We start from the raw sequence: 25,940 nt of genomic DNA on the forward strand, positions 1-25,940 counted from the left end.
TTTGAAATCAAACGTTATCTCTTTCGCTGGGGGCGCACTTCCTCGTTCTGAAACGATGAAAAAAGAAAGGCTGCCGAGCGAGGTTATGCAGGCGATGAGTCACGACTGGGGTGTTCTTGTAGACGCCTATCTGGTCAACGCAGCTCGTGTCGGGGATCGCTTCGCGGCGACAGTGTTCTGTGATCAGTCTGGAATGGTTTCAGATGGTATGACGGTGGCAACACAACCAGTTCACCAGATCGCCACCCGAGGCGCTTTCAAGCTCCTGCAAACCTTGGATCGTGCGGATCACTACGTCCTGGTAACTGAGCATGCCGAGGGAGGCGCTACTTGATGGTTGACCAACCGATTCAGCTAGGCGGTATCGCGGCGTTGAACGACGCCTCCAGCACTATTTACTGTGATCTACAAATGTCTGTTGCCCAGGCGCGAGAGCTCCTAGCCTTGGTTCGAGGGCTAAGTGGTTCAGCGCGTCATCCCTGTCTCGAAAGCGTGTTCCGTGATATCGAGGAAGAGCTTGGTCGCTCGGTGAGTAGCTCATCTGAAAACGTTCGTTAACCAGCGCGCGCCGAGCGTGCACGCTTCCAGTCCTTTAGCCATCGCGATATTTGGAATAGGGCGGATGACAACGGGGCTAACGTTCCGATATGTGTGGTCGCAATTGCCCGGGGATCACCTAAGGATTATTCATGAAGGACTTTGATGTACGGCAAATGATCGGGCCGAGCGTTGTGATGTCGGGATGTGAAATGGAGCTTGAGGATGCGATTCAAGTCACGCGAGAGCAGTTTCCAGACAGCAGTTTTTGCATCGTCGGCGAGTGGGTATGGCTCGACCTGGAAGCGCCTGACCTCGTCATCGAAGCGCTGGCCGCCGAGGGGAAAAAGCCGACAATGTTGCTAGTTTTTAACGTGCTGTTCGACAGTTCATCTACTTCTAGATCGCATTGGTTTCGGTCGACACCGTTGATTGATTTTACGGACGACATGTTTTTTCAAACTGAGTCCAAGCTGTACGTTTTGCTCGGGCATGGGCGCCGGAAGTCCATGTCTCTTTCAGCCGTCGTGCGGTCATTTTGAGAGAGAAAGGGAGTAGGAATGGAAGCGACCTCACCAAGTGCAGCAGGCACAATGATCGGCGGGGTGGTGCTGGACGCATTCGGAACAATTGTGCGGATCAACCGCCGGTTGAATCCGTATCGCGAGCTGATACGAGAGGGGCGCCGGCAAGGCTGTGATCTCACGTTGGGCGGCACTCATTTCCTGATGACTGCGAACCTGTCGTTCGTCGAAATGGCGTCGCAGCTGGGCATCTCTCTCTCGCCATCGAAGCGTCAAGAACTAACCCGAGCACTGGAACTGGAACTCGCGTCTATTGAGCCATTTCCCGATGCGTTAGAGGCCATGGCGCGGTTGCAAGGCGCAGGCGTGAAACTGGGTATTTGCTCGAATTTGGCCAGCCCGTACGGCCCTGTCATCAAAGAGTTCTTCCCAAATTTGGATGGGTACGCATTCAGTTATGAGGTGGGAGCCATCAAGCCAGATCCAGTCATATATCAATCAATTTGTAGCCAAATGGACGTGGAGCCGGGACACCACTTCGGGGGCGGGCGGGGACGCGTATTGATGCTTGGTGACTCTAAGAGATGCGACCAGGATGGGCCGAGGTTGGTCGGGATGATGGGGCTTCACTTAGATCGTAACGGTCAGGGCGCAATCAATGACCTCACAAGATTTGCTAATCTGGTCATCGACCATAACCGGAAAAGCAGTCCTCATAAGTGATTGGTGAAGACGATGTGGAGCAAGACAACACACCGAGGCTGCTCACGTCGGAAGAGTTTGCCGCAATGATGCGACAGATGGATCAGGCCCAAGAGTGGATGATAGATCAGCTCAAATGCCGCCTGATCGCTCACCCATCACGCTGCCCAGCTTACAGAGCCGTTGATAGCTGCACCTGCGAGCGTGAAGGCTTGAAGCTGAAAAAGAGCAAACTCAGCGGGAAACAGCTCAAAATAGCCAAGCAATCCCCGTAGTTCGGAGTAGTAGAGGTGGAATTTACCTTCACTCTAAAGTATCAGTTACAAGCTAGCGACACCGATGCCCTCGTTGTGCGACTGGCAGAGGAGGGGGGGACGATGCACTGGTGGGCGTTGGCCAACCTGGGCGCCTTAATCTTGAATTCGCGAGAGGTGCGCGGAGAAGCCGGGGCGTATATACCTAATGAACCCGGTGCACGATAAAATTCCACCGCTCGGTGGATTTGGCTATGGGTCGCCAACAGGTCAATCTCTACGGTGTCAGGTAAAAACAGGTCGTAATTATCGTCAGACAACGCGTTCCATTTGGTAGTCTCAGGTTAGATCCGGGAGACTTTCAATGAATCGACGCGTTTGCTTGGCCGCTCTATTGGCACTGACTGTATCAACTGCCTTTGGCGCTCCTACCTTCGACCACCTCTATGCATTCGGTGACAGCTACTCTGACAATGGCGCGGGTCAGAACTTCACTCGAACACTGTCCATGCAGAAGGTCAAAGATGCGCAAGAGCTGCCTGGCTCTTTGTATTGGGAGGGGCGGTGGAGCAATGGTCCCACTGCCGTCGAGAGTCTGGCCCATACCTTGAACGTGCCCTTGACTGACTACGCGATTGGCGGAGCCAAAAGCGGTAACGGAAACTACTACGCCTGGATGGAGCCGTTTCGTAATACCGGAGTTTTCGGGCAAATCAACGATCACCTGAAAGCAACCCCTACACACAAAGCTGATCCGAATGCGCTCTATTTCATTTTCGTTTCAGCTAACGACTTTTTCGAATGGGCCGACTTTTCGCACCCCGAGTCGATTGATGTGCTCAGCCAGAAAAGCGTGGCTAACATACAGAACGCTACCGAGACATTGGTTACAGCAGGCGCGAAGCACGTAATGGTTGTGGGAAGTACGGATTTGAGTCATGTGCCGGCTGTGGTGCAAGGTAATCAAGTCAACCATGCAGCACGATATCAAAGAGTACTCGAGCAGAAGCTGCCAGCCGTGTTGGCAAAAACAGCGAAAGCCAGAAACGTTAATATCATCTATTTTGATCACCTGGCCTTCAGCAACAAGCTTCGCGCAGCACCCGATGTTGCAGGTTTCAAGGATCTGGACACCCCTTGCCAGCCGACGTATCCGGACGTCAAGCCTGTGTGTGAAAGTCCAGATACCCATTACTATTGGGATGAATGGCACCCGACCCGCAAAGTCCATACCCTGGCGGCCGAGGCGATGTTTGAAACGCTAAAAGCTAGTCGTTGATGTCGCCATGCTTTAGCAACTGCCGAATAAATATATCGAAATTTGGTACGGTGCCCATGGCACTTTCCCACTCCATCGGGACGAACATGACTGAGCATACTGGGAAGGGTGGTCCTGAGCGTGTATCGAACCCGATCATATCCGGGCCACCGTTGTCTCCAAATCCAATAAATCCCGGCAACCACTTTGCGACCTCGTAATCACGATTGTTCTCGATCGCCTTCAACGCTGACCAAATACGGACGTAGCGTGGATATCCCGACATATCTGCTTCGCCGCCGTCGCTCAGACGGAGCAACTCTAAATACTCACACGGCAGAGGGGCGGGAGTTGCGGCGATCAGAGCTTCGATGGAAGATTCCGCAGCTGGCGGATCGCATTCGAACTGATAGTCGCCGCTTAATAGCAACGTTCGTAAATCCATTCGATACTCCTTCTAAATTGGCGGTGGCTGAGTAAGCTCATTCAGAACCCTGACCGCGTGACCCTATTAATAAGCATTTAGCGAAGTACCTGGCTGTTCTGCGAATGCTCGCGTAACGCTTCCGCGATGGCATTGAATACAACCTGGCAGCGAGCGCTGTTACGGAGGTCTTCATGCATCGCGACCCACGTGTCCATCTGCACCGAAAAGGCTGACGCAAGCACCCGCATCAACGTTGAGTCGCGGGATGCAATTGTCGATTGGCACACGCCAATGCCGAAACCGGCTCGCATGACTGCCAATTGCGCAAGTTCACTGTCGGCACGAAATGCCAGGCCCGCGCGCGCAAATATCGGGAACTGTTTCAGGAATCCTCGAATAAAGGCGTTCTCTCGGTCGAAGCCAATGAGCGTATGGCTACTCAGCTCTTCGAGTGAACAGGGACTACCGTGGATAGCCAGATAACTGCGATGAGCATATAGCCCGACCTCTATTCCACCGACATGCCTTGCGATTAGCGCATTCTGAGTGGGCCTGTGCATCCGAACCGCGATGTCTGCGTCCCGACGCAGCAGGTCATCAACCTGGTTAGAGAGCATCATCTCAACAACCAACTCAGGGTGCTGGTTACGCAATGCCGACAAAACCGGCGGCAAGACTTCAACGCCGATCACTTCGCTGACTGTCAGACGCACCGTCCCACGGACATCGGTGTTGCCTTCACTTGCCTTGCGCAACAAAGCCGCCGACATTGCTGCCAGGCTGTGGGCGTAAGGCGCGATTTCATAAGCGGCACTGGTGGGACTGAATCCATCTGATGAACGAGTAAAAAGCTTCAGGCCAAGAGCAGATTCCAGGCCGTCAATGTGACGGCCCGCTGTGGGTTGACTGATGCCCAGGTTACGCCCTGCAGCCGACAATGAGCCGGTCTCGAGTACGGCAAGAAAGGTCCGATACCATTCCCAGCTTGGCTCGTGCTGAATCACAGGGCTATCCATTTTTGTATGGTTGGTATGCGATCTTATACGATTACGTTTTACAGATGTATCGTACAAAATTGAATGCTCAATCCCTGGAGAGCTTTCATGTCCCATTTAGCGCCATCGGCATCGCACACTGTTCTGTGGCAACGTGTAGAAGGGGGGCTCCTGTTTGCCACTTGCATACTGCTTTTTTGGCGCACTGGGCATGACTTCTCATGGTGGGAGTTGCTGGCAATTTTTTTCACGCCCGACTTGAGTATTCTGGGCTATGCGTTGGGCCCCAGAGTGGGGGCTTATTGCTATAACTCCCTTCATTTGTATGCGACTGGTGCTGCTTTGCTCGCGGCCGGTTTGATAGGGTCGATTCCTGATCTCGCCGCGGTAGGTGCTTTATGGCTCGCACATTCGGGCTTCGACAGAATGCTTGGCTACGGCCTGAAGCTGCCACAAGGTTTCACTTTCACCCACCTGGGTGTAATCGGCCGTTGAGAGTAAAGACCGTGCTTAAAGGACTTACTCTACTGCCGATTACCTACGGTGCTACAGCCGCCTGCACGGCTTGATAAAGAACGCTCAACGCCAGCGCATCTCTAGCCTTCAGCCGTCTTGTCTTCATCAATGTGGATGCCTAAATCATGACGGCCGGGTGCAATATGCGGCTTGAGGGTCAACGCTGGAATTTCATATTCACCGGCGTTCTGGCGACGAAATGGCAAAGGCTGATCAACGAACAGATTGTCCAGCCGGGCAGCATAGGCCGTGCATAGCTGTTCGAACCGAGCGGCGTCCATTTTGCCGGTTTTATAGATCGCGAAGGGCGGCATGACAGTGAACCCGGGATAGAAAAGCACCCCATGCTGGATAGGGAAGAGCAGATCATCCAGTGCACCGTTGACCCCTCGACCACTGTAGTGGGATTCCCACCCGCCCATGGTGACCACCAGCATCGCCCGCTTTCCAGCCATGCTGCCTTCGCCATAACGATCGCCCCAGTGGCTTTCGCTGTGTTCGCCGACACCGTAGGCAAACCCGTAGGCGTAGACGCGTTCGACCCAGCCTTTAAGGATCGCGGGCATCGAGAACCACCACAACGGGAATTGAAAGATCACAGCGTCCGCCCACAGCAGTTTGGCCTGCTCTTTCTCAATATCTAGCGGTTGGGTGCCCGCGGCGAATACGCGCTGCGATTCTATTGCCGGGTTGAAAGGTCTTTCGTCGTCATAGCCCGGGGCATCGTCCGTATCAAGAGGCGCTTTCCAACTCATCGCATACAGATCCGAGACCTTGACCTCGTGACCTGCGGTTTCCAGGTGAGTGATCGCGAAATCCCTGAGCGACCCATTGAGGGAACGAGGTTCAGGATGGGCGTAGATCAGCAGTAGCTTCATGAGGAACTCCGAATGGATGGTGGCCTCACAGTACTGACGAACCCGGTATGATAGAAATGAATTTCCGAAACATATGGTATTTACATGCACAATACCTTGCGTCGTCTGGATCTTAATTTGCTGGTCACGCTGGATGCGCTGTTGTCTGAACAAAACGTCACACGCGCAGCGCGATTGCTCAATCTCGCTCAACCGACCGTCAGCCTGCAACTGGGTCGACTGCGGGAAATCCTGGATGACCCATTGCTGCTGCCCGGTCCCCGAGGGATGTCGCCTACCGAGCGTGCCCGTGAATTGCGCGGGCCACTGCGTGAAGCGCTGATAGCTTTGGAAGGCGCGCTGAATCCTGGTGCCACTTTTGAGCCAGCACTTTCTAGTCAGACGTGGAAGGTCGCTGCCAGTGATTACACCGCGACTGCTTTAGTCTGGCCGTCGTTGGCACTGCTCAGGCGCCTGGCCCCTAATACACGCCTGGCACTGTTGAACAAACATCCCGCCACCCTTGCCAATGATATGGAGAACGGCCAGATCGATCTGGCGCTGCACACTCGCGATGACGCACCGCCAAAGCTGCGTCAGCGTTTTTTGTTTCACGAACGCTATGTGCTGGCAGGACGGCGCGATCATCCTGCTTTGGCAACCAGGCTATCGCTCAAAGCATTCTGCGGGCTCGAACATGCCGTTATGTCACCCAATGGCGCCGGGTTCGTCGGGAGTACTGACCAGGCACTGGCCGCTAAAGGTCTGGAACGACGAGTTGTCTTGTCAGTGTCCACTTTCAACTCGCTCGTCTCTGCATTGATGCACAGCGACCTGGTTGCAGTGGTGCCTGAAAGGCTGGTCCGAGATGACCCGTCACTTCACGTCCAGGCGCCGCCACTCGCCATTCCGGGCTTTGAAATGCTCATGTTGTGGCCCGAACGACTGCACCGGGATCCTGCTCATATATGGCTACGCGACCTCATTGCCTCGACGTTGCAGACAGCCTCTGACTCAGTTGATTAATCAAATGATGGTAAGGGTATGGCTTCAAGCGAGGCAGTCAATCAGGGCATCACGCTCACGGCGGCTTCACTGCAGCGATCTTGCCTGCTGCAATCGACACATCTTCACGTTCTTATTCACTAAACAGGGAATTACCCAATGAAAGCTTTTCAGATAGGTGCTCAGAATGGTCTGGACTCGCTGACCGCGACTACCCGCCCGGAATTGTCGGCCGGGGCAGGCGAGGTTGTCATCGCTCCCCGCCTTGTGAGCCTCATCAGTCGAGACGTCCAGATTCTGCGGGGTGTTTACGGCCCTATGCAGGCGCCTCATCGTATCCCGGTGTCCGAGGGCGTGGGAGAAGTCATTGCAGTCGGCGAAGGCGTTGAAGATTTCAAACCAGGTGACCGAGTCATCTGCGGTCATTTTCCCAACTGGCTGGACGGGGCGTTTCGCGCTGACGTTTTCAGCCATGATGTCGGTGTCAGCCACGACGGCTGGCTTGCTGAACAAGTTGTACTTCCGGGCGCAGCACTGATCCGTGTCCCGGAAGCGCTGATGGATAAAGACGTCGCCGCACTCGCGTCCGCCGGGCTGACCGCATGGAATGCATTGGTCGAGGTATTCAAGGTCAAGCCGGGCGAACTGGTTCTTTGCCTGGGCACGGGCGGAGTGGCGTTGGCAGCATTGAAAATCGCCAAGGTCCTGGGCGCGCGCGTGGCGATGACCTCTTCAAGCGATGAGAAGTTGGAGTTTGTTCGCCAACTCGGAGCGGACATCACCATCAATTACCGCACTCATACTGACTGGGCAGCACAATTGATGCAGCTTACCGGGAACGCAGGTGCCGACATTATCATCGAGACGGGCGGTCAGGACACGTTGGGCCAATCCATCGCGGCAGCGGCAGTGAACGGGCGTATTGCTGTGATCGGTGTAAGCCCTGGACAGCAGTCGCCAATACCTGACTATGTCTCGCTTATCCTGAAAAACGTGACAATCCGGGGCATCGCTAACGGCAACCGGAAAATGTTCGAAGAGCTCCTGCGCGCCATTGAAGTGAACGGCATTCAAACCGTAGTCGCCAAGACGTTCAAGTTCGACGAAGCGCCTGAGGCGTATGCCTATTTTGCGGCTGCAAAGCATATCGGCAAGGTTCTGATCGAGTTTGATAAGCGCTGAGACGATAAGCTTCGTGATCCCTGCGTAAGAAAGACTGCTTAAAAGGCGAGGGCGTCCACTTGAATAGGTGGACACTTTCGCTTTTGGCTCCGGTGCCAGTAAGATGAGTGCCGCCCCGGTGTCCCTGATACCACGCTGTCTCGCGGCAATCACAGGGCCTGTAGGAGCTGCCGAAGGCTGCGATCGCGGTGTATCGGGAGAAATGCATCGCAGCCTTCGGCAGCTCTTACAGACAATGCATTTCAATCCAGCAGTTTGCATGTATGGGGGTATCGCCGAAAGTTAAAGGCTCAATTCGCCTCAGGCTTGAATAACCGCGAAATATCTATTTTTTCAGCCATCGCTTGATACCCGGCTCTATTAGGATGCAATTTGTCGCCGGTCCCGCCCACTGTGCTGTCCGCCACATATTCCTTTTTCATGCCGCCCGTCTCGGGGTCGAGCGTCGCTGCATCGAAGTCCGCGACAGCATCAAACAGGCCCGATGTGCGGATGAAATCATTCAGCTCTTGCCGCTTGGCGTTCTGCTCCGCGTGACCGTGTGCCGCGCTGGTACTGCCGAGGGCTGTAGTGAGCGTGCCCCCAATAACTCTGACATCTGGAAGCTGCGACTTGATTCGGCCCACAACCTCCTTCATTCCTGCCTTCACAGCTTCGGCGGAGGCATTGCCATTTTTGCTGAAGTCATTGATGCCCTCCATCCAGATAACGCTGGTAACGCCGGACACACCTATCACGTCTCTTTCGACGCGCATTTGCGCAGAGGGGCCGCCTGAGAAGGGCGTCTGCGCAGAGTAGCTGGCCGGGCCAATAACCTGATTGCCGCCAATACCCGCATTGACAACCGATACCTTGTCGCCATGAACAGCGTGAAGTTTTCTCGAAAGGACGTCTGACCACCGGTCATCGCCGTTCAGCGTTGTCCCTGTGCCGTCAGTGATGGAGTCTCCAAATGCAACAACGACCTTGGTATCGGCTGGCGCCATCATGTCAACGGCATCCAGGAAGTAGGTAGAAGTCGTACTGAACGGGAAAGCTGTTTCGCTTTCGGATTGGCCGACAGAACCTGCTCCCGGCTCGCTGACATAAGAGGTATTGAGCGCTTTGGCGTGCCATGTCATCGGCCCGCTCTGGCCCTTGATATGAAAACTCACTGCAAGCCTGCGCCCATTGAGTAGTGGGACGTCATCAGGCTTCACAAATGGCAATGCGATGGGGTCACTCCAGGCCGATGATCCGGCGGGAATATCAACGCTCGGCTTCCCTGCAAAAGAAACCGGCTGATTAGTGCCCTTCAATACGGCTGAACTGCCTTGCTGTAGTCCGGCGTAAACGCCATCAAAGGTGACGGGGCGAGTGCCCAGCACGTTGGACAGACGTATCCGCATGTGTGTCCCCCAAATGTCCGGTCGCACCATCAAGCGGAATGTCTGATCCTGCGCACCTTGCTCAGGTACGGGGAAGGCGAGACTCAGGTCCGGCTGCGCAGAGGGATTGCCCGTCGGATAAGGCCCTTGAACTGCACCCAGCCACGCAGCGACCCACTTGTCATTCGTCTCGGCCTGGGCCGCTGCCGGAAGAAATACAGAGATCAGAACCATTGAAATACACGCCAGCTTTTTTCTCATGGTGACTCCCTCATTTTTTGTCGGTCTTTTAGTATCGGGGGGGCGGGTACAGGTGCATCTACCCAGTTCGAATGCTGAAGCGCTTGCAATCGATTTATATTCAACAGGAGTGACGGGAGACGCAGGTATTGAGTTGCTTGCGGCGACCCCATTGACCTGCGTATCTATAGAACATTCTTCTTACTGGCATATCTGATCAGTGCTATGACAGCGAGTGCCAGACTTGCATACAAACAAAATTCACTGATCTGTGAGGCTGTATCAAGCATTGATCGATTGTCCGCGTTGCCTCCGCCCCCACTGATGCCGCTGGCGCTTCCGCCCAAATAAATAGCGCCCGACGCCAGACACAAGACCATGAATGAAAGCGACATTTTAAATAACGTACCCGCGGTGAGTACACTTGAAATGCCGCCTTTGGTATCCGCGTTGACGACCCGGAACATCACGACAGCCAGATAAGCCAAACCAGCCAGAGCGACTGCGAAAAAAACAAAAGTGACCATATGCTTACCCACTTCCAGATTGTAGTTCCGTTTATCATCGCAGAGGGATCGCCAGACTGAAAGCTCGAGTGACGAGTTCTCGGGATCGCATTCGGTATTCCTGGCGAGTCACTGGACCGGGATGTTATTCATAAACGCCATCGTCTTGTGCTTTTCCAATGAAAGCATCCATCAGATCACCCTGGATTTCTTTGCCATCGCAAGAAAGTAGAAAATCTCCCTCCAGGTTGTCGGGGAAGTGTACGCCGTCCAATGTTCCTAAAATGACGCAGGCACTATCGGATATCACGACTTTAAAAAAGTTTATGACGTCAGACCTTTGAGCATCATCCAGTGAAGCCAGAGCATTTCTCGCCCTTGCATAGATGTCCGTGCCGTTATCCGGCGCGCGGTTCAAAGCCACTTGGTATTGGTTAAAGTTGTATTTGAAAAGGTCGTCATAGATCGCCTGAACAAAATCCTGGTCTGAAGACATAAGTACTCCGCTGGTACATTGCTGAATGCATGGGTTGTCAGGTTGAGTGAGCGGTGACGCTTTGTATCAGGTCTTGCACTTTCACAGTTTATAGCCGTATAGGCTCTTTTATAGCATTGTGTTTTTCTGATGTCAGGGTGAAACAGAGTTCTATGGTATTGCCCGCCCTGGCGAAGCCCATGCTGTAGTGGCCTGGGGCGAAGTCTAACGTTTCTCCTTGGATAACGTCAGAACCATCAGGTTCAAGATCTCCTCCAGACGTGTCCTCTCCAGCCCCGATAAAAACTTTGCCCGACGGGAAGTGCAGGTTCAATGTGTCTGCTGCATTTTCAATGCTGTCCATTATTTTAATGGTGTAGCCACCGTCATCGCCTAAACCAAGAAAAGCGATATTACCTTTGTTGATCTCAAGAATCTCATCTTCCACAATGCTCCACCAGTCAGGAGCATCTGAGACCCTATGCTTGATAGCGCCAAGATCAAATATTGAAAGGGTTGCGGTATCTGTAAAAATGGAAAACTCTTTTGGCATATGGGTACACTTCAATTAAAAGCTGCATTCAACCAGAATTGAAAGTCCTAAAGGGTTTTCAGTGGCTCTCAGAGGCTCTTAGTTTATCCAGCTCTCGCTTGAGATAACTAACATCTGAGTGATCAAGTCCACGGTCTATTTTTTGCCACCATTTAGGGATGACGCTTTTAAAGAGCTCGACGCCTTCTTCAGTGACGTCGGATTTACGAACTAAAAAATCCATTTTAAGGTCGCCATTTTCTGTAAAAGGAGGCGTGCTTATTACCCCCTCATCATGCAAAAACTTTAAAAGGGCAGTCGACATCTGGATTGTATTTTCTTTGTATTGCAGGTTCTTGTTTCTGCTGTATAAAAGGGGCACGCTAAACAGTGTGAAGTCTATCATTGTCTTATCCTCAGGTCAGGATTGGCTGTTTTGCTGTCGCTCAAATTCTTCATCTGCGGCGGCTAGAATACTATTGACCAGGTCTGCCGTCACCTCGCATTTTTCCAGATTTCTGTTGTCTGCATACCTTTCCCCGTAGGGAATCTCATAGAATTTTGCCGAGATTTTCTCTTCGGAAATAATTTTCAATACACTGCGGACGAATGTTGAAGTCTCTTGGATGTCACCGTCAAAGAGCTCGATTTCCAGGATAGGATTGCCACCCGTGCAAAGGCTTTTAACCTTCTGTAATGGTAGCATCAAGAATTTATGAAGTTTGATGAGCGTGGCGGGCCTGATAGTGGGTTCGTCAATAACGATAGCTAAAATAGACATTTTGTCTCCCGGTTGATCTTGTCTGGAGATTAATAATCTTCGGACGCTTCCCGTTCCAGCAGATAGGAAAAAAAGCTGGCATAGTTTTCCCAGCAGTCGGGAGGTGTTGAAAGTTCGCCTGTGCCCAAATGCTCAGTGTCATTGGCATCGCACCATATCACCGCTGGAGATTTGGAGACATTCATGACGATGAGGCTTTCAGCAGGCTCGGCCAACACAATGTATTCCATGCTCAGATTGATCGACTTCCTGAGGCGCAACGTCTCGGTGACAATGTTCAATGGATTAGTCGCGCTAAACATCGCGTGATGACTGATACCCCCCAAAAAACCACCTGTATAAAAGGTTGCGATTTCTTTAAAGTCGTCAGGCAAACGCACGCTCAGGGAATTTTCTACCCCTCTTATATCCTCGGCAGTGGAGGTGTCGGCTTCATAGAAGCTCAGATATCTTTCTTTCAGGTCGTTAATGCTTATTCTCCTTATCTTTCTTAAACAGGGTCTCACTGGCAGTTAGCTCAATATCCGTAACTCGCGCCAAGGTTGGATAGCTTTGGCGGGGCTGGCTAGTAAGGGATTAAACCACTTGCTCAGGCGCTCAAGCCAGTGCCTCCGGCGGCGAGAGCGGTTTTGACTCGAAAGTACGATAAACCATGGTCCACGAAAACCCTTCTGAATTAAAAAATCAACACCGGTTGGTGAACGATATCGTTTAGCCATGTTCCAACCGCCGACAGATATTGCTCAGGCAATGTTCAGGTCCATTTGAAACTCTCATGAGCGCCACGTGTGTGGCAGGTTGCCTGGGCAGCTTTGCTCTTCAAACTCCATACAGGGAAGCAGAATTATGCAGCAATCCTCTCAGTCTCCAGAAACTGGCGAATTGATCGCTACCTTTCGCCACGGCAAAGGGTTTTTGGTGTTTAGCCTGGTTTTCGGTGTCGTATTGCTGGGGTTGGCTGCATTCGTGTTGTATCTGGGTACGATACTGCCGCCTGGCAACAATGGTCCGGTAACCACCGTCAGCCGTGGCATGACACTCAACTTTTCAAGCCCGCAGATGTTGATCAATTTAACGAGCGCTGGGTTGGCTATTTTCGGGCTTTGCACGTTTGCCATTTACGTATGGCATAAAAAACTGCGTGAGCCGGTTTACGAAGTGTTTGAGCACGGCATCGCTCGTTTGATCAAGGGCGAGCGGGAGTACACTGCGTTTGCCGATATCGAGGACCTCTACCTCTTTGGTTCCGGCCAGACCGTGATGACCGGCATGATCACCAACGTCGCCTACCGTCGTAATGCAAGCGAGCCTTTTCATCGGGTCATTGAAACCTTGAAAGGCTTTCATGACTTTGAACAGTTGGTGCGTGAGTTGCACGTACGGGCTCGTTTTCCTGAAGTGATGGACACGCTCGAGTCGGGGCGTGCGGTGACCTTCAACTACATAAGCTCCGGGCAAGTCTGGAGCAAGCGTGTGTCTGGCAACTTCCTGAACATCAAGACCTCGCCGATTACCGTCACCAGAGATTTTCTTGAAGTACAGGGAAGCAAGGTACCCATGTCAACCTTGCGCACGATTGACCTGAGCAATTGGACCGAGAAAGTCGTTATCAAAGACGAGAATGGAAAAGTCGTGCTGTCGACGATATGCACCGGCATTCTGAGTCATGACTTGTTCCTCAATACGCTGCACGTGCTGCTTGGCGCTGAAACCGGAAACCGCGACCAGGTAGAGCCCGTTCTGGCTTGATCGGTATCGGTATCGGTATCGGAAGCGGTGGCAATGGCCACTGCTTCCGTTTACAGGTTGAGCGTGCATACCCTGGCCTGAATCAGATTGTTTTAAGATCGTCACCTGATGACGACGGAGGAAGTGTTGATGGACATGGGCCCGGAAAACCTGAGGAAGAGCCTTTATGGTGTCTTCGGCCTGACAGCAATGTTCAGCGCATTCATGTTTGCAGGTACCGGGTATTTCTGGGTTTTGGGTGGGGTTTTGTTGGTGCTGCTGGCACGTACCATCTACTTGATACATATAAGTGAGAGTTTTGTCGCTGTGTTCACCCATTATCACGTGGGCTTTGTTGTGTCGTTTTCCATCATTATTTCAGGTTGTTTGTATTTGGTGGCACGGAGCGATTATGAACAATCCTTCATTGACTCTATCTCTTTAGCGCTGGTGCCTGTGCTGCTTTTTACGGTTGAGGTATTGTTTTTCTACTTTACCCGCCCTCCAAAGGGCAAAGCCGGTTACGAGGTCAGGGGCAATAAAGTGGTGGTGATAGACCAACCGTTCAGCCACTTTGCGGGGAACCTTCTGGCATCGATAGTGCTGGTGTCGGGTATTGCAATGATGATGGCGTGGCAGCTCAGCGAGATGGCATTTGTGGTTTACGTGCTAACACTGTTGACCCTTTATTTAATCTATATCCGCCGACACTGGTTTCGGGTATTGAAAACTATCAGGGTCAAGGAGAAGCGCGCCTCGGAATTGACCTTTGAAAACATCGATGAAATCAGGGAGGCTCGCCGTCGCTGGTGGATGAGCAGGCTGCTGAATTGGCTGATTTCGCTGAGCAAGACCTCAAAACGTTGAGCCCGAATCAGATGTTTCAATGCCATTAGCCTGGGAGGGTGGAGGAAGTGCTTATGGATGCAGAAGGCATGAAGACGGGCCTTTATAGTATATGGGGCCTGACAGCGCTGTTCAGTTCGATATTTTTTGTCGGCTCCGGGTATTTCTGGGTTGTGGGTATTGCTCTGCTGGTACTGCTGTTACGTACCCTGTATTTGATCTATATAAACGAGAGTTATGTTGCTTTTCTCTCGCACTTTCAGAAGTGCTCGCTTGCATCGTTTACCATAATGATTTCAGGCTGTTTGTATATGGTGGGGCGGGGCGACTATGAACAATCTTTCATTGACTCCATCTCTTTGGCCATGGTGCCTGTCTTGCTCTTTGCAGTCGAAGTCGGGTTTTTCTACTTTACCCGCTCTCCAAACGGCAGGGCCGGTTACGAGGTCAGAGATAATAGAGTGCTGGTGGAACGTGGACAGTACAGCCAGTTCGTAGGGAACGTGCTCGCATCTATAGCGCTGGTGTCGGCTTTTGGGATTAAGATAGTGTGGCAGGTCAGCGATGGTTTCGTTGCAGTTTACGTGCTGACACTGAGTGTCTTTTATTTACTCTACATCTCCCGAAACTCGATTCGTATGTTGAAGGCTATTAAAGCCAAGGAGAAGCGTGCTTCGGAGTTGACCTTTGAAAACATCGATGAAATTCGGGAGGCTCGCCGTCGCTGGTGGATGAGCAGGCTGCTGAATTGGCTGATTTCGCTGAGCAAGGCCTCACGACGTTGAGCCTGAATTACATGTTTCAATACCGTTAATCTGAGAACGGTGGAGAAAGTTGTCATGGATCCAGAAGAAATGAAGAAGGGCCTTTCTAGTATATGGGCCCTGACAGCGCTGTTCAGTTCGATATTTTTTTTCAGCTCCGAGTATTTCTGGGTTGTGGGCATTGCTTTGCTGGTGCTGCTGTTACGTACCCTGTATCTGATTTATATAAATGAGAGTTATGTTGCGTTTCTCTCGCATTTTCAGAAGTGGTCTCTTGCTTCGTTTACCCTCATGATTGCAGGCGGTTTTTATATGGTGGGTCGGAGCGACTATGAACAGTCTTTCGTCGATTCTATCTCTTTGGCCATGGTGCCTGTCTTGCTTTTCGCAGTCGAAGTCGGTTTTTTCTATTTTACCCGTTCTCCAAACCGCAGGGCCGGTTACGAGGTCAGAGATAATAGAGTACTGGTGGCAGGAGGGCAGTACAGCCAGTTCGCGGGGAACCTTCTGGCGTCTATAGTGGCTGTATCGGCACTTGCGATGAAGATGGCGTGGCATGTCAGCGATGGGGTAGTTGGAATTTACGTGCTAACACTGAGTGTCTTCTATCTAATCTACGTCAGCCGAAACTCGATTCGTATGTTGAAGGCTATTAAAGCCAAGGAGAAGCGTGCTTCGGAGTTGACCTTTGAAAACATCGATCAAATTCGGGAGGCTCGCCGCCGTTGGTGGACCAGCAGGCTGCTGAATTGGCTGATTTCGCTGAGCAAGCCCTCAGGCCGCTGATGGCTCATCACGTCAATTCCACACTTCTCTGGCCGCGTCTCATCGTTAATCGAAAGGAAAAGAGTCATGCCGACTACACCTCAAGCCTTTACCGAATGCCTCACCACTATCGAGCAACTGCTGCCCCCCGATAGCCTTGCGACACTTCTACCTCCAGCAAGCGAGACTTCAATCCAGCAGATAGAACAATTGCTGGGTGCGCCTTTGCCAATGGGCCTACGTCAGTTGTTGTTCTGGCATGACGGCCAGGAGTGGAATGCGGAGCTGCGCGAAAGTGACAACCGACGCTTGCTCGCCGCCAGTGAAATAATGGATGCATTGAAATTTTTTCTCGACCCGGAGGAAGAGTTCTGTGAGCCATGGGAGCGGTATTGGGTACCGTTCCTGACCAATGACTCGGGGGACTATGTCGTTGTGGATGCGTCGCCTTCAGGTACTGGAGAGCTCATCCATTATTGGCACGATTGGGACGACCGGAGTGTTGCATACCAGTCCTTGAATGAATGGGCTGAGGGTCTTAAGGAAGAGCTCAGTCAGTAACCGGCCTGGAAAGAGCGCTTTGAATCCCATGCCGCTCCCATCAAAAAAATAACTAACTGGATTTAAATGCTTTTCTGTAGGTGGTCGTGCGCGCTCTTCAAACGAAAGAATGAGTTTATCTGTAGGAGGTCGCACAGTGTCCCTGACACCGCACTGTCGCGCAGCAAACACAGGATGTGTAGGAGCGCGCTTGCCCGCGATCGCGTCAGCACAGGCGATATACTTATCGACTGACAGACAAAATCGCGGGCAAGCGCGCTCCTACAGGTCTGTGTTTGCTTCGCGACAGCGTGGTGTCAGAGAAACCTGAGTTGATCCCGATGATCTCAGCCCGTGAATTCACTGACGTAAAGCTGTTCATAGCGCGCCATGGTGTCTGTGAGCTGCTGCCTGAGGTAGTCATTCACATGTCCGAGCGCTGCCAGAATCTGTTCGGACTCGACGAGATATGAAGCGCGTTTGGCTTTTGCCCATGTGGCGGGTGCCGACTGCAGGTTGGTGATTCTGTCGCACAGTTTTATCGAAGCAGCTTCACGAGAATGGCTGGCGATACCCTGGAAGTAGCGCTCTTCGGAGAACGGCACAATCAGGTTTTTACTCAAGCTCGCGACAGTCGAAGAGACTGCTGCACCAAAGGTGTCTGTGAGCGCTTCCTGCGTAGTGGGGGTGTCCTCCAGCACGTCATGTAGCAACGCAGCGGGTAAGGCAATTGCCAGATCGCCGACCGAGGACTCCCGGGCGGCAAAAATCAGTTCATTGGCAACCATCGCCACGTGGGTTGTATAGGGCAGGTCCGAGCCTGTCATTTTCTGCCCAAAGTGGGCGTGAGAGGCGTATAGCCAGGCTTTGTTATAAAGGCGTTGCAGGTCATCACCAGGCATGCGGCTGTCTCCAGAGCAGGTGGTTAATTGCGGGGAAAGCTTTCAGGTGGCGTCCCATTGGGTAACTGGATTTTCAGGCCCCGGGCGATCTGCATGCTGATGTAGCAGGCAGTTCCCAAAGCATTGGCCAGCTCCGGGTCGTCGGTCAGCTATACGGTTTTGCGTAGCACTCGTCATCACGCCGATGACGAAAATTCATCCCCGGCCTTTCTGGTTTTCCGATGGCTGACCGGGGGATACTGTACTACACCGTATCGCGGGTTGAGGCTGAGTGGGAGGCAAAGGAGTATTTACATGACAACAGAAAAACTCGGGAAACCGAGAAGGCCAAGAAAGGCAAAGCCATGCCCAGGCGACAACGCACGCAGGGTTCTGAAAAAGATGGATTTCTGGGTAGGTTGCGCCTATCTGGTGACCCCTTTTCTATTGGTGCTCCTCGGCGGGAAGGATATGATCTTTAATGTGATATTGATCTATCCAGTCATCAGTGTGGTTTTTTTTGTTGTCCGTCATCGCTATCTGAAAAAACTGCCCAGTGAAGAGCTCCGACACATTGTTCCGTGGAGTTATATTTACACAGGGCGCGGCATATCCATGGTGATTCTGATCCTGACTTTTTTTTCACTCGCTATGGCACTGTTCAATGAAGCCTGCAAGTTATGGCCTTGGCTATGAAAAAATAGTTGTCTGTTACCTTCGCTCCACGTCATGACACGCTGGACAATCTTTTCAATATTATCCCGCTGCTAACTCATCAATTATCGGATTTGCTGGCGGGCCGAACATCGCAGGTATCTCAGATACTGACCTGATGCCAAAAATCTTAAAGTGCAGGATCTGTACTGACGTGGGATTTCATAGATGAAACTTCTGGATCGTTTGAAAGCGTACTTCGACCACAAGCAAAGCACCGTTGAACCCCAGCAAAGCCCCGTCAAGCCCAAGGTTGCTTCGAATTCCCCGACCCGCAACGAAGGTGAGCCGCTGTCGCGTGTCGCCCAAAACCTCAGTTGGCTGCCGGTCTATGAGGAGCCAAAACCACGGTCACTCACTCCGCCCGCCTGCCCGCCGATTTCGCTGGATGACACCACCCTGATCAGTCGCTACGAAGCCTGGATCGCCCAGGCTGAACAAGCTGAACCCCATGATTTGAGTTGGGAGTTTCGTGAGGCAGGTCGCCAATTGGCGGGGAAGTTGTTTTCGAGTGTTCTCGATCTCTCCAGCATGAAGGGGCGAGAGGGCTCGGAGGATATTTACTGGCTGCTGCAAAGTGCGGCGATCGTTTCGCTGTTTGCAGAGGGGCCACAATCGGAGGCTTTTCTCCGCTACAGCAAAGATGTTCATTCCTACGGTAAAAATCCCTATACCTCCGGTCAGGTCCAGGCGTTTGAGCTATACGTAGCGTCATATCTTCACAAAGTTGAAGTGCACAACGCCTCCTCGGAGCGTGCCGCCCCAGCGCCGCGCGCGCCCAGCGAGCCCGTGCCTCAGGCCGCCGACATGGACGAACTGCTGGCCTGGCGACCCAGGCTCTATCCCCGCGGAGTGGCGATAAAAACCCATGTGCTTGAGGATCGTTGGCCCGCGTACTTCGATGTCGTCAAGGACTTCTACCGGGTGCTGGACAAAGAATGCTGGACCGATATCGAATACATGAAGCACGGTGCCGCAATCATGCTCAAGGACGAAGCCTACATCGCTCGGGCGAGCCTGGGAGATATCCAGACGATGCTGACGCTGTGCATCAGGGGAGAGCGTTTCTGTGATGGGCACCATGGCGCGGTAATCCGGGATGGTTACGTGCTGAATGTACTGAACAGGTTGGCGGTGTTGCGGGAGGGGGTTTGAGTGGCGGCTCGTAACGATACCGTTTTGCTCCAGGAGCTTGATCCAGGCAATCCGGTTCGCTCAAAGCGCCAGCATTTTCCTCAGTGCTGCTTCTACATCACGTTCGCACTGCCGGGTGATCGCTCCAGGGTATTGATCGAACATATGCGGGACACCCGGGTAGACATGCATTTCCGTCTGGACGCCGGATCGCGAAAGCGCAAGCGCAAAGGCCACGTCCTCCTCCAGGAATAAGTCCAGAGACCCCACGCTTATGAAACTTGGGGGCAGTCCTTGCAGATCTGACGCGAGAGAGGGGGAAAACAGATGCGCTTGATCGTTATCAAGCGTGTATGAGCCTTGCATGCAATCCCAGCAGAACCGGTTTGCTTCCCGTGACCAGCTCAGTGTCCCGGTTGTTGGATTATCCGACGTCGCTGCCGAAGAGCCGGTTCGGTGGTCGAGCATCGGGTAGATCATCATCAGGCCTGCAGCTTGATATTGACCTCTATCACGCATTAGCAAGGCTAAAGCTGCGGCGAGTCCACCCCCGGCGCTATGGCCCATGATGACGAGTCTGCTTTCGCTCACCCCTAAGGATGATGCCTCGCTGAACAGCCATTTTAGCGCGGTATAGCAATCCTCAAGCGGGGCGGGAAATGAGTGCTCGGGAGCAAGCCGGTAGTCAGGTGCTACCACCACTGTTTTCAACGTGTTCGCAAGGTTGGCCAGATAGTCGTCCGCCATCTCCGGACGGCCCAGGACAAATCCGCCTCCATGGATATACAGGATTGCCGGGAGTATTTTTTCATTCACCACGGTGGCGTCGGGGCGGTAGATGCATAAACGAATGCGTAAACCCTCTGTGTCAGTCGCCCAACGTTGGTCGCAACGAGCAGTGGACGTTGGTTTGTATCCACTAGAGACGCGGTTTCTGATGGCGGGAAGGGAGTCCAGCGTCCATTCACTGGAGGGCTCATCCAGGAAGAACTCATACGAGGGGTCCAGCAGTCTGGCGGTGTCCACTGTTCAGCTCCTTTTCAAGTCGGGGACGCAGCGCGCCCCCGGGATGAAGCGTTTACAGCCAGCCTTTGATTTGTGTGCAAACAGCGTGTGTGGAAATGCCGTATCGGTCGTGAAGCGTCGGAAGCGCGCCCGCGTCGAGGAAGGCGTCGGGCAGCGCAATTTGCCTGAACGTGGGGGTTACGCCGTTGCGCAGCAGCACCGTTGCTACCGCTTCTCCCAAACCACCGATGATTGAGTGGTTTTCTGCTGTTACCACAAGTCTGCCGGGCTTTCTCGCCTCGGCAAGAATGGTTTGCTCATCCAGAGGTTTTATAGTCGGAACGTGCAGAACTGCAACGTCAACGCCGTCAGCCTGGAGCTCTTTGGCGGCTTCAAGAGCGCGCATGGTCATCAGTCCAGTCGAAATGATCAGAACGTCGTTACCTGTGCGCAACGTCTTGGCCTTGCCGATTTCGAACTTATATCCGTATTCGTCCAGGACCAGCGGCACGTTACCGCGCAGTAGTCTCATGTAGACCGGCCCTTGGTGGGCTGCAATGGCCGGGACTGCCTGCTCGATCTCAAGAGCATCGCAGGGGTCGACGATCATCAGATTGGGCATCGCGCGAAAAATCGCCAAGTCATCTGTTGCCTGGTGGCTAGGGCCGTAACCCGTTGTCAGGCCTGGCAGGCCGCAGACGATTTTGACATTGAGATTTTCTTCCGCGATGGCCATGCAGATGAAGTCATAAGCACGGCGTGAGGCGAATACCGCATAGGTTGTGGCGAAGGGAACGAAGCCTTCACGGGCCATGCCGGCTGCGGCGCTCATCAGCAGTTGTTCTGCCATGCCCATCTGGTAGAAGCGATCCGGGTGCGCCTTGGCGAAGATATGCAGATCGGTGTATTTGGACAGGTCGGCGGAGAGACCGACGATATCCGGACGCTGGTCGGCAAGTGCCGCCAAGGCATGCCCGAAGGGTGCAGATCGGGTTGCCTGACCTTCGGAGGCGATCGATGCAATCATCGCTGAGGTCGTGAGTTTCTTCTTCGCGACTGCCGGAGTCTGGGCAGCATTGTTATTGGCAATACTCATGCTGTTTTACCTTCTTCAAGGTTATTCAGGGCGACGTCCCATTCATGCTCATCCACACGGATAAAATGGGTCTTCTCGCGGGTTTCCAGAAACGAAACCCCTTTACCCATTTTCGTGTCGCAAATGATGACTCTGGGTTGCGCGGCAGTATGGGCTCGCGCCGCGTCGAAGGCTTTGACCAATGCATCCAGATCATTGCCGTCCACACGCTGCGTGAACCAGCCGAACGCCTGCCAGCGATCAACAATGGGTTCGAAGGCAAGGATTTCGCTGGAGTGACCGTCAGCCTGCTGGTTGTTGACGTCGACGATGGCAATAAGGTTATCGAGCTTCCAGTGGGAGGCAGACATCACTGCCTCCCACGTTGAGCCTTCATTCAGCTCGCCATCGGACAGCAGGTTGTAAACAAACGATGCTGATTGTTTGCGCTTCAATCCAAGGCAGGCACCTACCGCGATACCCAGGCCTTGACCCAGTGAACCGCCAGTGATTTCCATGCCGGGGGTGTAAGTTGCCATGCCGGACATCGGCAATCGGCTGTCATCCGAGCCATAGGTTTCAAGTTCGTCCAGCGGGATGATTTCAGCTTCAATGAGGGCTGCGTACAACGCGATCGCATAGTGACCGATGGACAGATAAAAGCGATCACGCTGCTCCCATTCAGGATCGTGAGGCTTGTAGTTCATCGCGTGAAAGTAGGACACGGCCAGCAGATCAGCAGCACCCAATGCCTGGCCGACGTAGCCCTGGCCCTGGACTTGCCCCATGCGCAGAGCATGGCGGCGGATGTTATGAGCTCGCTGCACCAGCGTTGTGGCCGGTGCGAGTGATGGATTAGCAGTCATGGTAATACTCCGTTGACTCAACGATTGACCAGAGCGGCCGGGATGCGCAGCACCAGACAGGCACCGATGCACAGCACGCCGGTGATGAGGTACATGCCAATGGCGCTTGAGCCGGTTGTCGTGGTGATCCAGCCGATCAGGTAGGGCGAGCAGAAGCCTGCGAGGTTGGCGAAGCTGTTGATGCCAGCGATGCCTGCCGCAGCCGACACACCGCCCAGCAATGTGGTGGGTAACATCCAGAAAAGTGAGGACGCGGACAGAACGCCGGCCGCTGCGAGGCATAGGCTCAGCACCGAAAAAACCAGGTTTCCACCCATCAATGCTGCAAGGGTAAGGCCTAGCGCACCCGCAATCATGGGGCCGACGAGGTGCCAGCGGCGCTCACGGTGTTTATCCCCGCTGCGGCCCATCAAAAGCATCACCACGATGGCGCACATGTAGGGCAGGCTGGTGACCAGGCCGATGTGTAGCGGGTCAGCAACGCCCGCATTTCTGATGAGGGTCGGTAGCCAGAAAGTAATCGCGTACTGCCCCATGACGACACAGAAGTAGATGCACGCCAGCAACCAGAGCCTGCGATCGTGCAGAAACTCCTTAACAGAGCCGTGGGTGACTTTGCGGCTGTTGTCCTCCTCAAGCTCCTTGTTGATGAGCGCCTTCTCATCATCGGTCAGCCATGTGGCCTGATGTACACCGTCCTTCAGATACCCGAGTACGAACAGGCCTACGATGACGGTGGGGATCGCCTCGATGACAAACATCCACTGCCAGCCAGCCCAGCCATGAAAGCCGGCGAACTTTGCCATGATCAAACCTGACAGAGGCCCGCCGATCATTCCCGAAAGCGGAATGGCGATGAACCACAGCACAGTCATTTTTGCGCGGCGGTACGAGGGGAACCAATAAGTGAGGTAGAGCAGAAGTCCTGGGGCCAGACCCGCCTCTGCAATACCCAGCAAAAAGCGCAACGTGTAGAACTGCCAGGCCGTTTCGACGAAAGCGAACAGGGCGGAGATAATCCCCCACGAGATCATGATGCGCGCGATCCAGCGACGTGCACCCACTCTATGAAGGATCAGGTTGCTGGGCACTTCGCAGAGGAAGTAACCAATAAAAAACATACCCGCACCGAGTCCGTAGACGGCCTCGCTGAACGCCAGGTCATTCATCATCTGAAGCTTTGCAAAGCCTACGTTGACACGATCCAGATAAGCGCACAGGTAGCACAGCATCAGGAAGGGCATCAGTCGCCAGGCGGTTTTGCGATAAGCGTTGGAACGCGCGGTCGAAGCCGCTTCGAGCGTCATGGTGGTGATCATGATTGTCTGATCTCTTGTTGTTATAGACCGCCCGGCGCAAAGCAGGGCGTATCGTCGATCGAGAACATGGTGGGCCGCTACCGACTCAGTGAATCAGCATGCCGCCGTTGACATCCAGCGTGATACCCGTGAGGTAGGACGACAGGTCGCTGGCCAGAAACAGCGCTGCGTTGGCAACGTCCTGAGCTGCGCCAAGACGACCCAGCGGGATGCCATCAATGATGGCGTGACGGCGTTCGTCCTGCATCAGTCCGCCCGTGATATCGGTATGAATGAGTCCGGGCGCGATCGAGTTGATGCGGATCTGGTCTGGCCCGAACTCACGGGCCATCGCTTTGCCCAGTCCGAGTACACCGGCCTTGGCGGCGCTGTAGTGCGGACCACCAAAGATTCCGCCTCCGCGCTGCGCCGAAACGGATGACATGCAGACAATGCTGCCCGAAGACTGAGCGCGCATGGTCGGGATGACCGCTTGAGACATCAGGAGCGTGCCACGCAGGCTGACGTCGAGCACCTTGTCGTAATCGGAGGGGCGTATATCGAGTGTCTTGATGGGCTGCGTGATACCTGCGTTATTAACGAGCACGTCGATTCGACCAAAGCGTTCCAGAACCTTGGCCACTGCCTGCTTAACCTGATGTTCGTCAGCTACGTTTGCGGCCAGGCCCAGGTGGCCGTCACCGAGCGCATCGGCTGCATCACGTGCTGCCGACTCATCAAGGTCCAGAATGACGACCTGTGCGCCATGTTTAGCGAAGGTGATGGCCGTTGCGCGACCAATGCCGCGTTCTGATGCTGCGCCGGTGATGATTGCGACTTTGCCTTGAAGAAGCATGAGGGGTACCTCTGATTGTTTTTATGGTTCGATCTTTTGATCGATGATTCAGAGTGTTCCTGGCAGGTGTGCCGAGCAATAACGTAAAAGTCACTGCTAGGTGAATAAAATTCACCTCTCGTCATCCGAAATAACTAATGGTTGAATGCTGCTTCTCCACGACCACTAAAAACAATAGGCGAAACGTTGATGCGCCAGATCGCCCCACCTTTATCTCATCTGCCACCGCTGAGAGCGATTCAAGCCTTCGAGCAGACCGCGCGCTTTGGCAATCTCGCCCGGGCGGCGGAAGTGCTGGATCTCACGCCTTCAGCGGTTAGCCACCAGTTGGCAAAACTGGAGGTCATGATTGGACGACAGCTGTTCGTTCGGGCCGCACGGGGTGTGACGCTGACTCCCGTGGGCGAGCAGTATCTGAAAGATATCTCAGGGTTGCTGCAGAGCCTGGAAGTCGCGACCGAGCGCGCGGCAAGTGACGTCAGCCTGGATTGCCTGCGACTGCATTCGTCGCCCAGCTTTGGTCTGCTCTGGCTGATGCCACGTCTGGAAGCGTTCCGAATGAGCAATCCCGACATACAAATAAATTTGTCCTGCTCCTATGAGTCGCTGCATTTCAGTCAGGACAAGATTGACGTTGATATTCGCCACGGTCTGCCAAACTGGCCCAGTTACGAAGTTCGCACGGTACGCAACGAGAGTTTCATGGTGCTGGCCTCGCCCAAGCTGCTCGCGCGCTGCCCTGTCAGCAAAGCAGTTGATCTTCTTGCCGAGGATCTGATCCTTTCTGAAGCAACGTTGCTTCGCTGGCCAGAGTGGTTCGCGCAGCACGGTTTGGCACGCCCGGAGAAGCCTTATGCGCTCAGTTTTGATCGCTCTTACATGACCCTTGAAGCGGCGAGCCACGGCTTGGGTTTTGCTTTGGAAAGCGCGCTTCTGGCCCAAAAGTACATCGCCAACGGTACGTTGGTTGAGGTTGCGCCTGAAGCGTTGAGTTCACCGGTAGCCGCCCATCATCTGGTTTTTCCAAAGGCTCACTCCAGCTTTCCTCGGGTCAGGCGCTTCCTAGAGTGGATGGAGAAAGAACTCGGACACAGTTTCGTATTTTGATTCCATCAATCAGCAGCCCAATGCCTGAATATTTCGACGCGGTAGCTGCATGAACTACACGAGGCAAGCCATTGAAATGAGCTTGGCCGATATGTCACGTTGCAGCAGCCGGGATTAAGTCCTGCTCAATCGCATCCTCGACGACGGATCGTAGAGCAGGCATATCATCCGGTACACTGCCCTCAACTATCTCGCCATCGCCC

The 25,940-nt window shown here is 53.5% G+C and carries 32 protein-coding genes; 16 read left to right on the forward strand and 16 right to left on the reverse strand.

Annotation, left to right across the window (positions count from 1 at the left end):
* Nucleotide 1 precedes the first annotated feature (1 nt).
* The 5 genes from KDX30_RS11390 (at nt 2) to KDX30_RS11410 (ending at nt 3,296) form a co-directional block, all read left to right on the forward strand.
* Nucleotides 2-334, forward strand: a complete 333-nt coding sequence (locus KDX30_RS11390) for a hypothetical protein (protein ID WP_231675773.1) — start codon at nt 2-4, stop codon at nt 332-334.
* A 355-nt stretch (nt 335-689) separates the two neighbouring features.
* Nucleotides 690-1,079 (forward strand): DUF6957 family protein, encoded by a 390-nt coding sequence (locus KDX30_RS11395; RefSeq protein WP_231675774.1) that lies wholly within the window; start codon nt 690-692, stop codon nt 1,077-1,079.
* A gap of 18 nt (nt 1,080-1,097) precedes the next feature.
* Nucleotides 1,098-1,784 carry an HAD family hydrolase gene (locus KDX30_RS11400; RefSeq protein WP_406643833.1) on the forward strand — a complete coding sequence of 229 codons (687 nt, stop codon included), beginning with the start codon at nt 1,098-1,100 and terminating at the stop codon, nt 1,782-1,784.
* Nucleotides 1,781-2,038, forward strand: a complete 258-nt coding sequence (locus tag KDX30_RS11405; protein ID WP_231675775.1) for a hypothetical protein — start codon at nt 1,781-1,783, stop codon at nt 2,036-2,038. Before KDX30_RS11400 ends, KDX30_RS11405 begins: the two co-directional genes overlap by 4 nt.
* A 343-nt stretch (nt 2,039-2,381) precedes the next feature.
* Nucleotides 2,382-3,296 (forward strand): SGNH/GDSL hydrolase family protein, encoded by a 915-nt coding sequence (locus tag KDX30_RS11410; RefSeq protein ID WP_231675776.1) that lies wholly within the window; start codon nt 2,382-2,384, stop codon nt 3,294-3,296.
* Here KDX30_RS11410 and KDX30_RS11415 read toward each other — a convergent pair.
* Nucleotides 3,286-3,720, reverse strand: coding sequence for an SMI1/KNR4 family protein (locus KDX30_RS11415; protein ID WP_231675777.1), 435 nt, complete (start codon nt 3,718-3,720; stop codon nt 3,286-3,288). The genes KDX30_RS11410 and KDX30_RS11415 overlap by 11 nt on opposite strands.
* Before the next feature lie 77 nt (nt 3,721-3,797).
* The gene (locus tag KDX30_RS11420) at nt 3,798-4,814 is read right to left on the reverse strand and encodes a LysR family transcriptional regulator (protein ID WP_319946084.1); all 1,017 of its coding nucleotides are present in this window, start codon (nt 4,812-4,814) and stop codon (nt 3,798-3,800) included.
* On the opposite strand from KDX30_RS11420, the gene KDX30_RS11425 reads away from it, so the two are divergent.
* Complete coding sequence (locus KDX30_RS11425; RefSeq protein ID WP_122709131.1) at nt 4,806-5,192, forward strand: DUF4260 domain-containing protein; 387 nt, start codon at nt 4,806-4,808, stop codon at nt 5,190-5,192. The genes KDX30_RS11420 and KDX30_RS11425 overlap by 9 nt on opposite strands.
* Before the next feature lie 101 nt (nt 5,193-5,293).
* Here the strand turns inward: KDX30_RS11425 and KDX30_RS11430 are convergent, their stop codons facing one another.
* On the reverse strand, nt 5,294-6,091 hold the full coding sequence (locus KDX30_RS11430; RefSeq protein ID WP_231675778.1) for an NAD(P)H-dependent oxidoreductase: 798 nt from the start codon (nt 6,089-6,091) through the stop codon (nt 5,294-5,296).
* A gap of 84 nt (nt 6,092-6,175) precedes the next feature.
* Here KDX30_RS11430 and KDX30_RS11435 point away from each other — a divergent pair, with 84 nt between their 5' ends.
* Together KDX30_RS11435 and KDX30_RS11440 are read left to right on the forward strand one after the other, a co-directional pair.
* Nucleotides 6,176-7,096: a LysR family transcriptional regulator gene (locus KDX30_RS11435; RefSeq protein WP_231675779.1), complete on the forward strand. Its 921-nt coding sequence runs from the start codon at nt 6,176-6,178 to the stop codon at nt 7,094-7,096.
* Between the two features lie 138 nt (nt 7,097-7,234).
* Nucleotides 7,235-8,257 (forward strand): zinc-dependent alcohol dehydrogenase family protein, encoded by a 1,023-nt coding sequence (locus tag KDX30_RS11440; protein WP_231675780.1) that lies wholly within the window; start codon nt 7,235-7,237, stop codon nt 8,255-8,257.
* Nucleotides 8,258-8,547: 290 nt separating this feature from the next.
* Here KDX30_RS11440 and KDX30_RS11445 read toward each other — a convergent pair whose 3' ends face one another.
* From KDX30_RS11445 to KDX30_RS11475, 7 genes are all read right to left on the reverse strand, one after another.
* Nucleotides 8,548-9,885, reverse strand: a complete 1,338-nt coding sequence (locus tag KDX30_RS11445) for a GDSL-type esterase/lipase family protein (RefSeq protein ID WP_231675781.1) — start codon at nt 9,883-9,885, stop codon at nt 8,548-8,550.
* A gap of 164 nt (nt 9,886-10,049) precedes the next feature.
* Nucleotides 10,050-10,391 (reverse strand): hypothetical protein, encoded by a 342-nt coding sequence (locus KDX30_RS11450; RefSeq protein WP_122394807.1) that lies wholly within the window; start codon nt 10,389-10,391, stop codon nt 10,050-10,052.
* 124 nt (nt 10,392-10,515) lie between these two features.
* The gene (locus KDX30_RS11455) at nt 10,516-10,866 is read right to left on the reverse strand and encodes a hypothetical protein (RefSeq protein ID WP_231675782.1); all 351 of its coding nucleotides are present in this window, start codon (nt 10,864-10,866) and stop codon (nt 10,516-10,518) included.
* Between the two features lie 88 nt (nt 10,867-10,954).
* Nucleotides 10,955-11,398 carry a DUF6386 family protein gene (locus KDX30_RS11460; RefSeq protein ID WP_231675783.1) on the reverse strand — a complete coding sequence of 148 codons (444 nt, stop codon included), beginning with the start codon at nt 11,396-11,398 and terminating at the stop codon, nt 10,955-10,957.
* A 58-nt stretch (nt 11,399-11,456) separates the two neighbouring features.
* Nucleotides 11,457-11,783, reverse strand: a complete 327-nt coding sequence (locus KDX30_RS11465; RefSeq protein ID WP_231675784.1) for a hypothetical protein — start codon at nt 11,781-11,783, stop codon at nt 11,457-11,459.
* Between the two features lie 15 nt (nt 11,784-11,798).
* A complete protein-coding gene (locus tag KDX30_RS11470; RefSeq protein WP_231675785.1) occupies nt 11,799-12,158 on the reverse strand; it encodes a hypothetical protein in 360 nt (119 codons plus the stop codon).
* A 29-nt stretch (nt 12,159-12,187) separates the two neighbouring features.
* Nucleotides 12,188-12,664, reverse strand: coding sequence for an SMI1/KNR4 family protein (locus tag KDX30_RS11475; protein ID WP_231675786.1), 477 nt, complete (start codon nt 12,662-12,664; stop codon nt 12,188-12,190).
* A gap of 340 nt (nt 12,665-13,004) precedes the next feature.
* Here KDX30_RS11475 and KDX30_RS11480 point away from each other — a divergent pair, with 340 nt between their 5' ends.
* The 5 genes from KDX30_RS11480 to KDX30_RS11500 all read left to right on the forward strand — a co-directional run bounded on the left by KDX30_RS11480 (nt 13,005) and on the right by KDX30_RS11500 (nt 16,822).
* Nucleotides 13,005-13,907 carry a hypothetical protein gene (locus KDX30_RS11480; protein ID WP_099271110.1) on the forward strand — a complete coding sequence of 301 codons (903 nt, stop codon included), beginning with the start codon at nt 13,005-13,007 and terminating at the stop codon, nt 13,905-13,907.
* A gap of 129 nt (nt 13,908-14,036) precedes the next feature.
* On the forward strand, nt 14,037-14,753 hold the full coding sequence (locus tag KDX30_RS11485) for a hypothetical protein (protein ID WP_231675787.1): 717 nt from the start codon (nt 14,037-14,039) through the stop codon (nt 14,751-14,753).
* A gap of 53 nt (nt 14,754-14,806) precedes the next feature.
* Nucleotides 14,807-15,517 (forward strand): hypothetical protein, encoded by a 711-nt coding sequence (locus tag KDX30_RS11490; RefSeq protein WP_231675788.1) that lies wholly within the window; start codon nt 14,807-14,809, stop codon nt 15,515-15,517.
* A gap of 54 nt (nt 15,518-15,571) precedes the next feature.
* Complete coding sequence (locus tag KDX30_RS11495) at nt 15,572-16,282, forward strand: hypothetical protein (RefSeq protein WP_231675789.1); 711 nt, start codon at nt 15,572-15,574, stop codon at nt 16,280-16,282.
* A 66-nt stretch (nt 16,283-16,348) separates the two neighbouring features.
* Nucleotides 16,349-16,822, forward strand: coding sequence for an SMI1/KNR4 family protein (locus KDX30_RS11500; RefSeq protein WP_231675790.1), 474 nt, complete (start codon nt 16,349-16,351; stop codon nt 16,820-16,822).
* Nucleotides 16,823-17,148: 326 nt separating this feature from the next.
* On the opposite strand, the gene KDX30_RS11505 is transcribed toward KDX30_RS11500, so the two are convergent.
* Complete coding sequence (locus KDX30_RS11505; protein ID WP_231675791.1) at nt 17,149-17,703, reverse strand: HD domain-containing protein; 555 nt, start codon at nt 17,701-17,703, stop codon at nt 17,149-17,151.
* Nucleotides 17,704-17,997: 294 nt separating this feature from the next.
* Here KDX30_RS11505 and KDX30_RS11510 point away from each other — a divergent pair, with 294 nt between their 5' ends.
* Nucleotides 17,998-18,378, forward strand: a complete 381-nt coding sequence (locus KDX30_RS11510; protein WP_231672985.1) for a hypothetical protein — start codon at nt 17,998-18,000, stop codon at nt 18,376-18,378.
* 186 nt (nt 18,379-18,564) lie between these two features.
* A complete protein-coding gene (locus tag KDX30_RS11515; protein WP_231675792.1) occupies nt 18,565-19,551 on the forward strand; it encodes a DUF6508 domain-containing protein in 987 nt (328 codons plus the stop codon).
* A gap of 60 nt (nt 19,552-19,611) precedes the next feature.
* Here KDX30_RS11515 and KDX30_RS11520 read toward each other — a convergent pair whose 3' ends face one another.
* The 5 genes from KDX30_RS11520 to KDX30_RS11540 form a co-directional block, all read right to left on the reverse strand.
* A complete protein-coding gene (locus KDX30_RS11520) occupies nt 19,612-20,556 on the reverse strand; it encodes an alpha/beta hydrolase (protein WP_231675793.1) in 945 nt (314 codons plus the stop codon).
* 52 nt (nt 20,557-20,608) lie between these two features.
* The gene (locus KDX30_RS11525) at nt 20,609-21,631 is read right to left on the reverse strand and encodes a transketolase family protein (protein ID WP_122709123.1); all 1,023 of its coding nucleotides are present in this window, start codon (nt 21,629-21,631) and stop codon (nt 20,609-20,611) included.
* Entirely contained in the window at nt 21,628-22,476 is an 849-nt protein-coding gene (locus KDX30_RS11530; RefSeq protein WP_122709122.1) for a transketolase, read from the reverse strand. The genes KDX30_RS11525 and KDX30_RS11530 overlap by 4 nt, the downstream gene beginning before the upstream one ends.
* A gap of 17 nt (nt 22,477-22,493) precedes the next feature.
* Nucleotides 22,494-23,795 (reverse strand): MFS transporter, encoded by a 1,302-nt coding sequence (locus tag KDX30_RS11535; RefSeq protein WP_099271100.1) that lies wholly within the window; start codon nt 23,793-23,795, stop codon nt 22,494-22,496.
* A gap of 85 nt (nt 23,796-23,880) precedes the next feature.
* Nucleotides 23,881-24,630 carry an SDR family NAD(P)-dependent oxidoreductase gene (locus KDX30_RS11540; RefSeq protein ID WP_231675794.1) on the reverse strand — a complete coding sequence of 250 codons (750 nt, stop codon included), beginning with the start codon at nt 24,628-24,630 and terminating at the stop codon, nt 23,881-23,883.
* Between the two features lie 189 nt (nt 24,631-24,819).
* On the opposite strand from KDX30_RS11540, the gene KDX30_RS11545 reads away from it, so the two are divergent.
* On the forward strand, nt 24,820-25,737 hold the full coding sequence (locus KDX30_RS11545; RefSeq protein ID WP_099271098.1) for a LysR substrate-binding domain-containing protein: 918 nt from the start codon (nt 24,820-24,822) through the stop codon (nt 25,735-25,737).
* The last annotated feature ends 203 nt before the right edge of the window (nt 25,738-25,940 follow it).

The sequence above is a fragment of the Pseudomonas quasicaspiana genome, from assembly GCF_021147825.1.
Taxonomy (GTDB): Bacteria; Pseudomonadota; Gammaproteobacteria; order Pseudomonadales; family Pseudomonadaceae; genus Aquipseudomonas; species Aquipseudomonas quasicaspiana.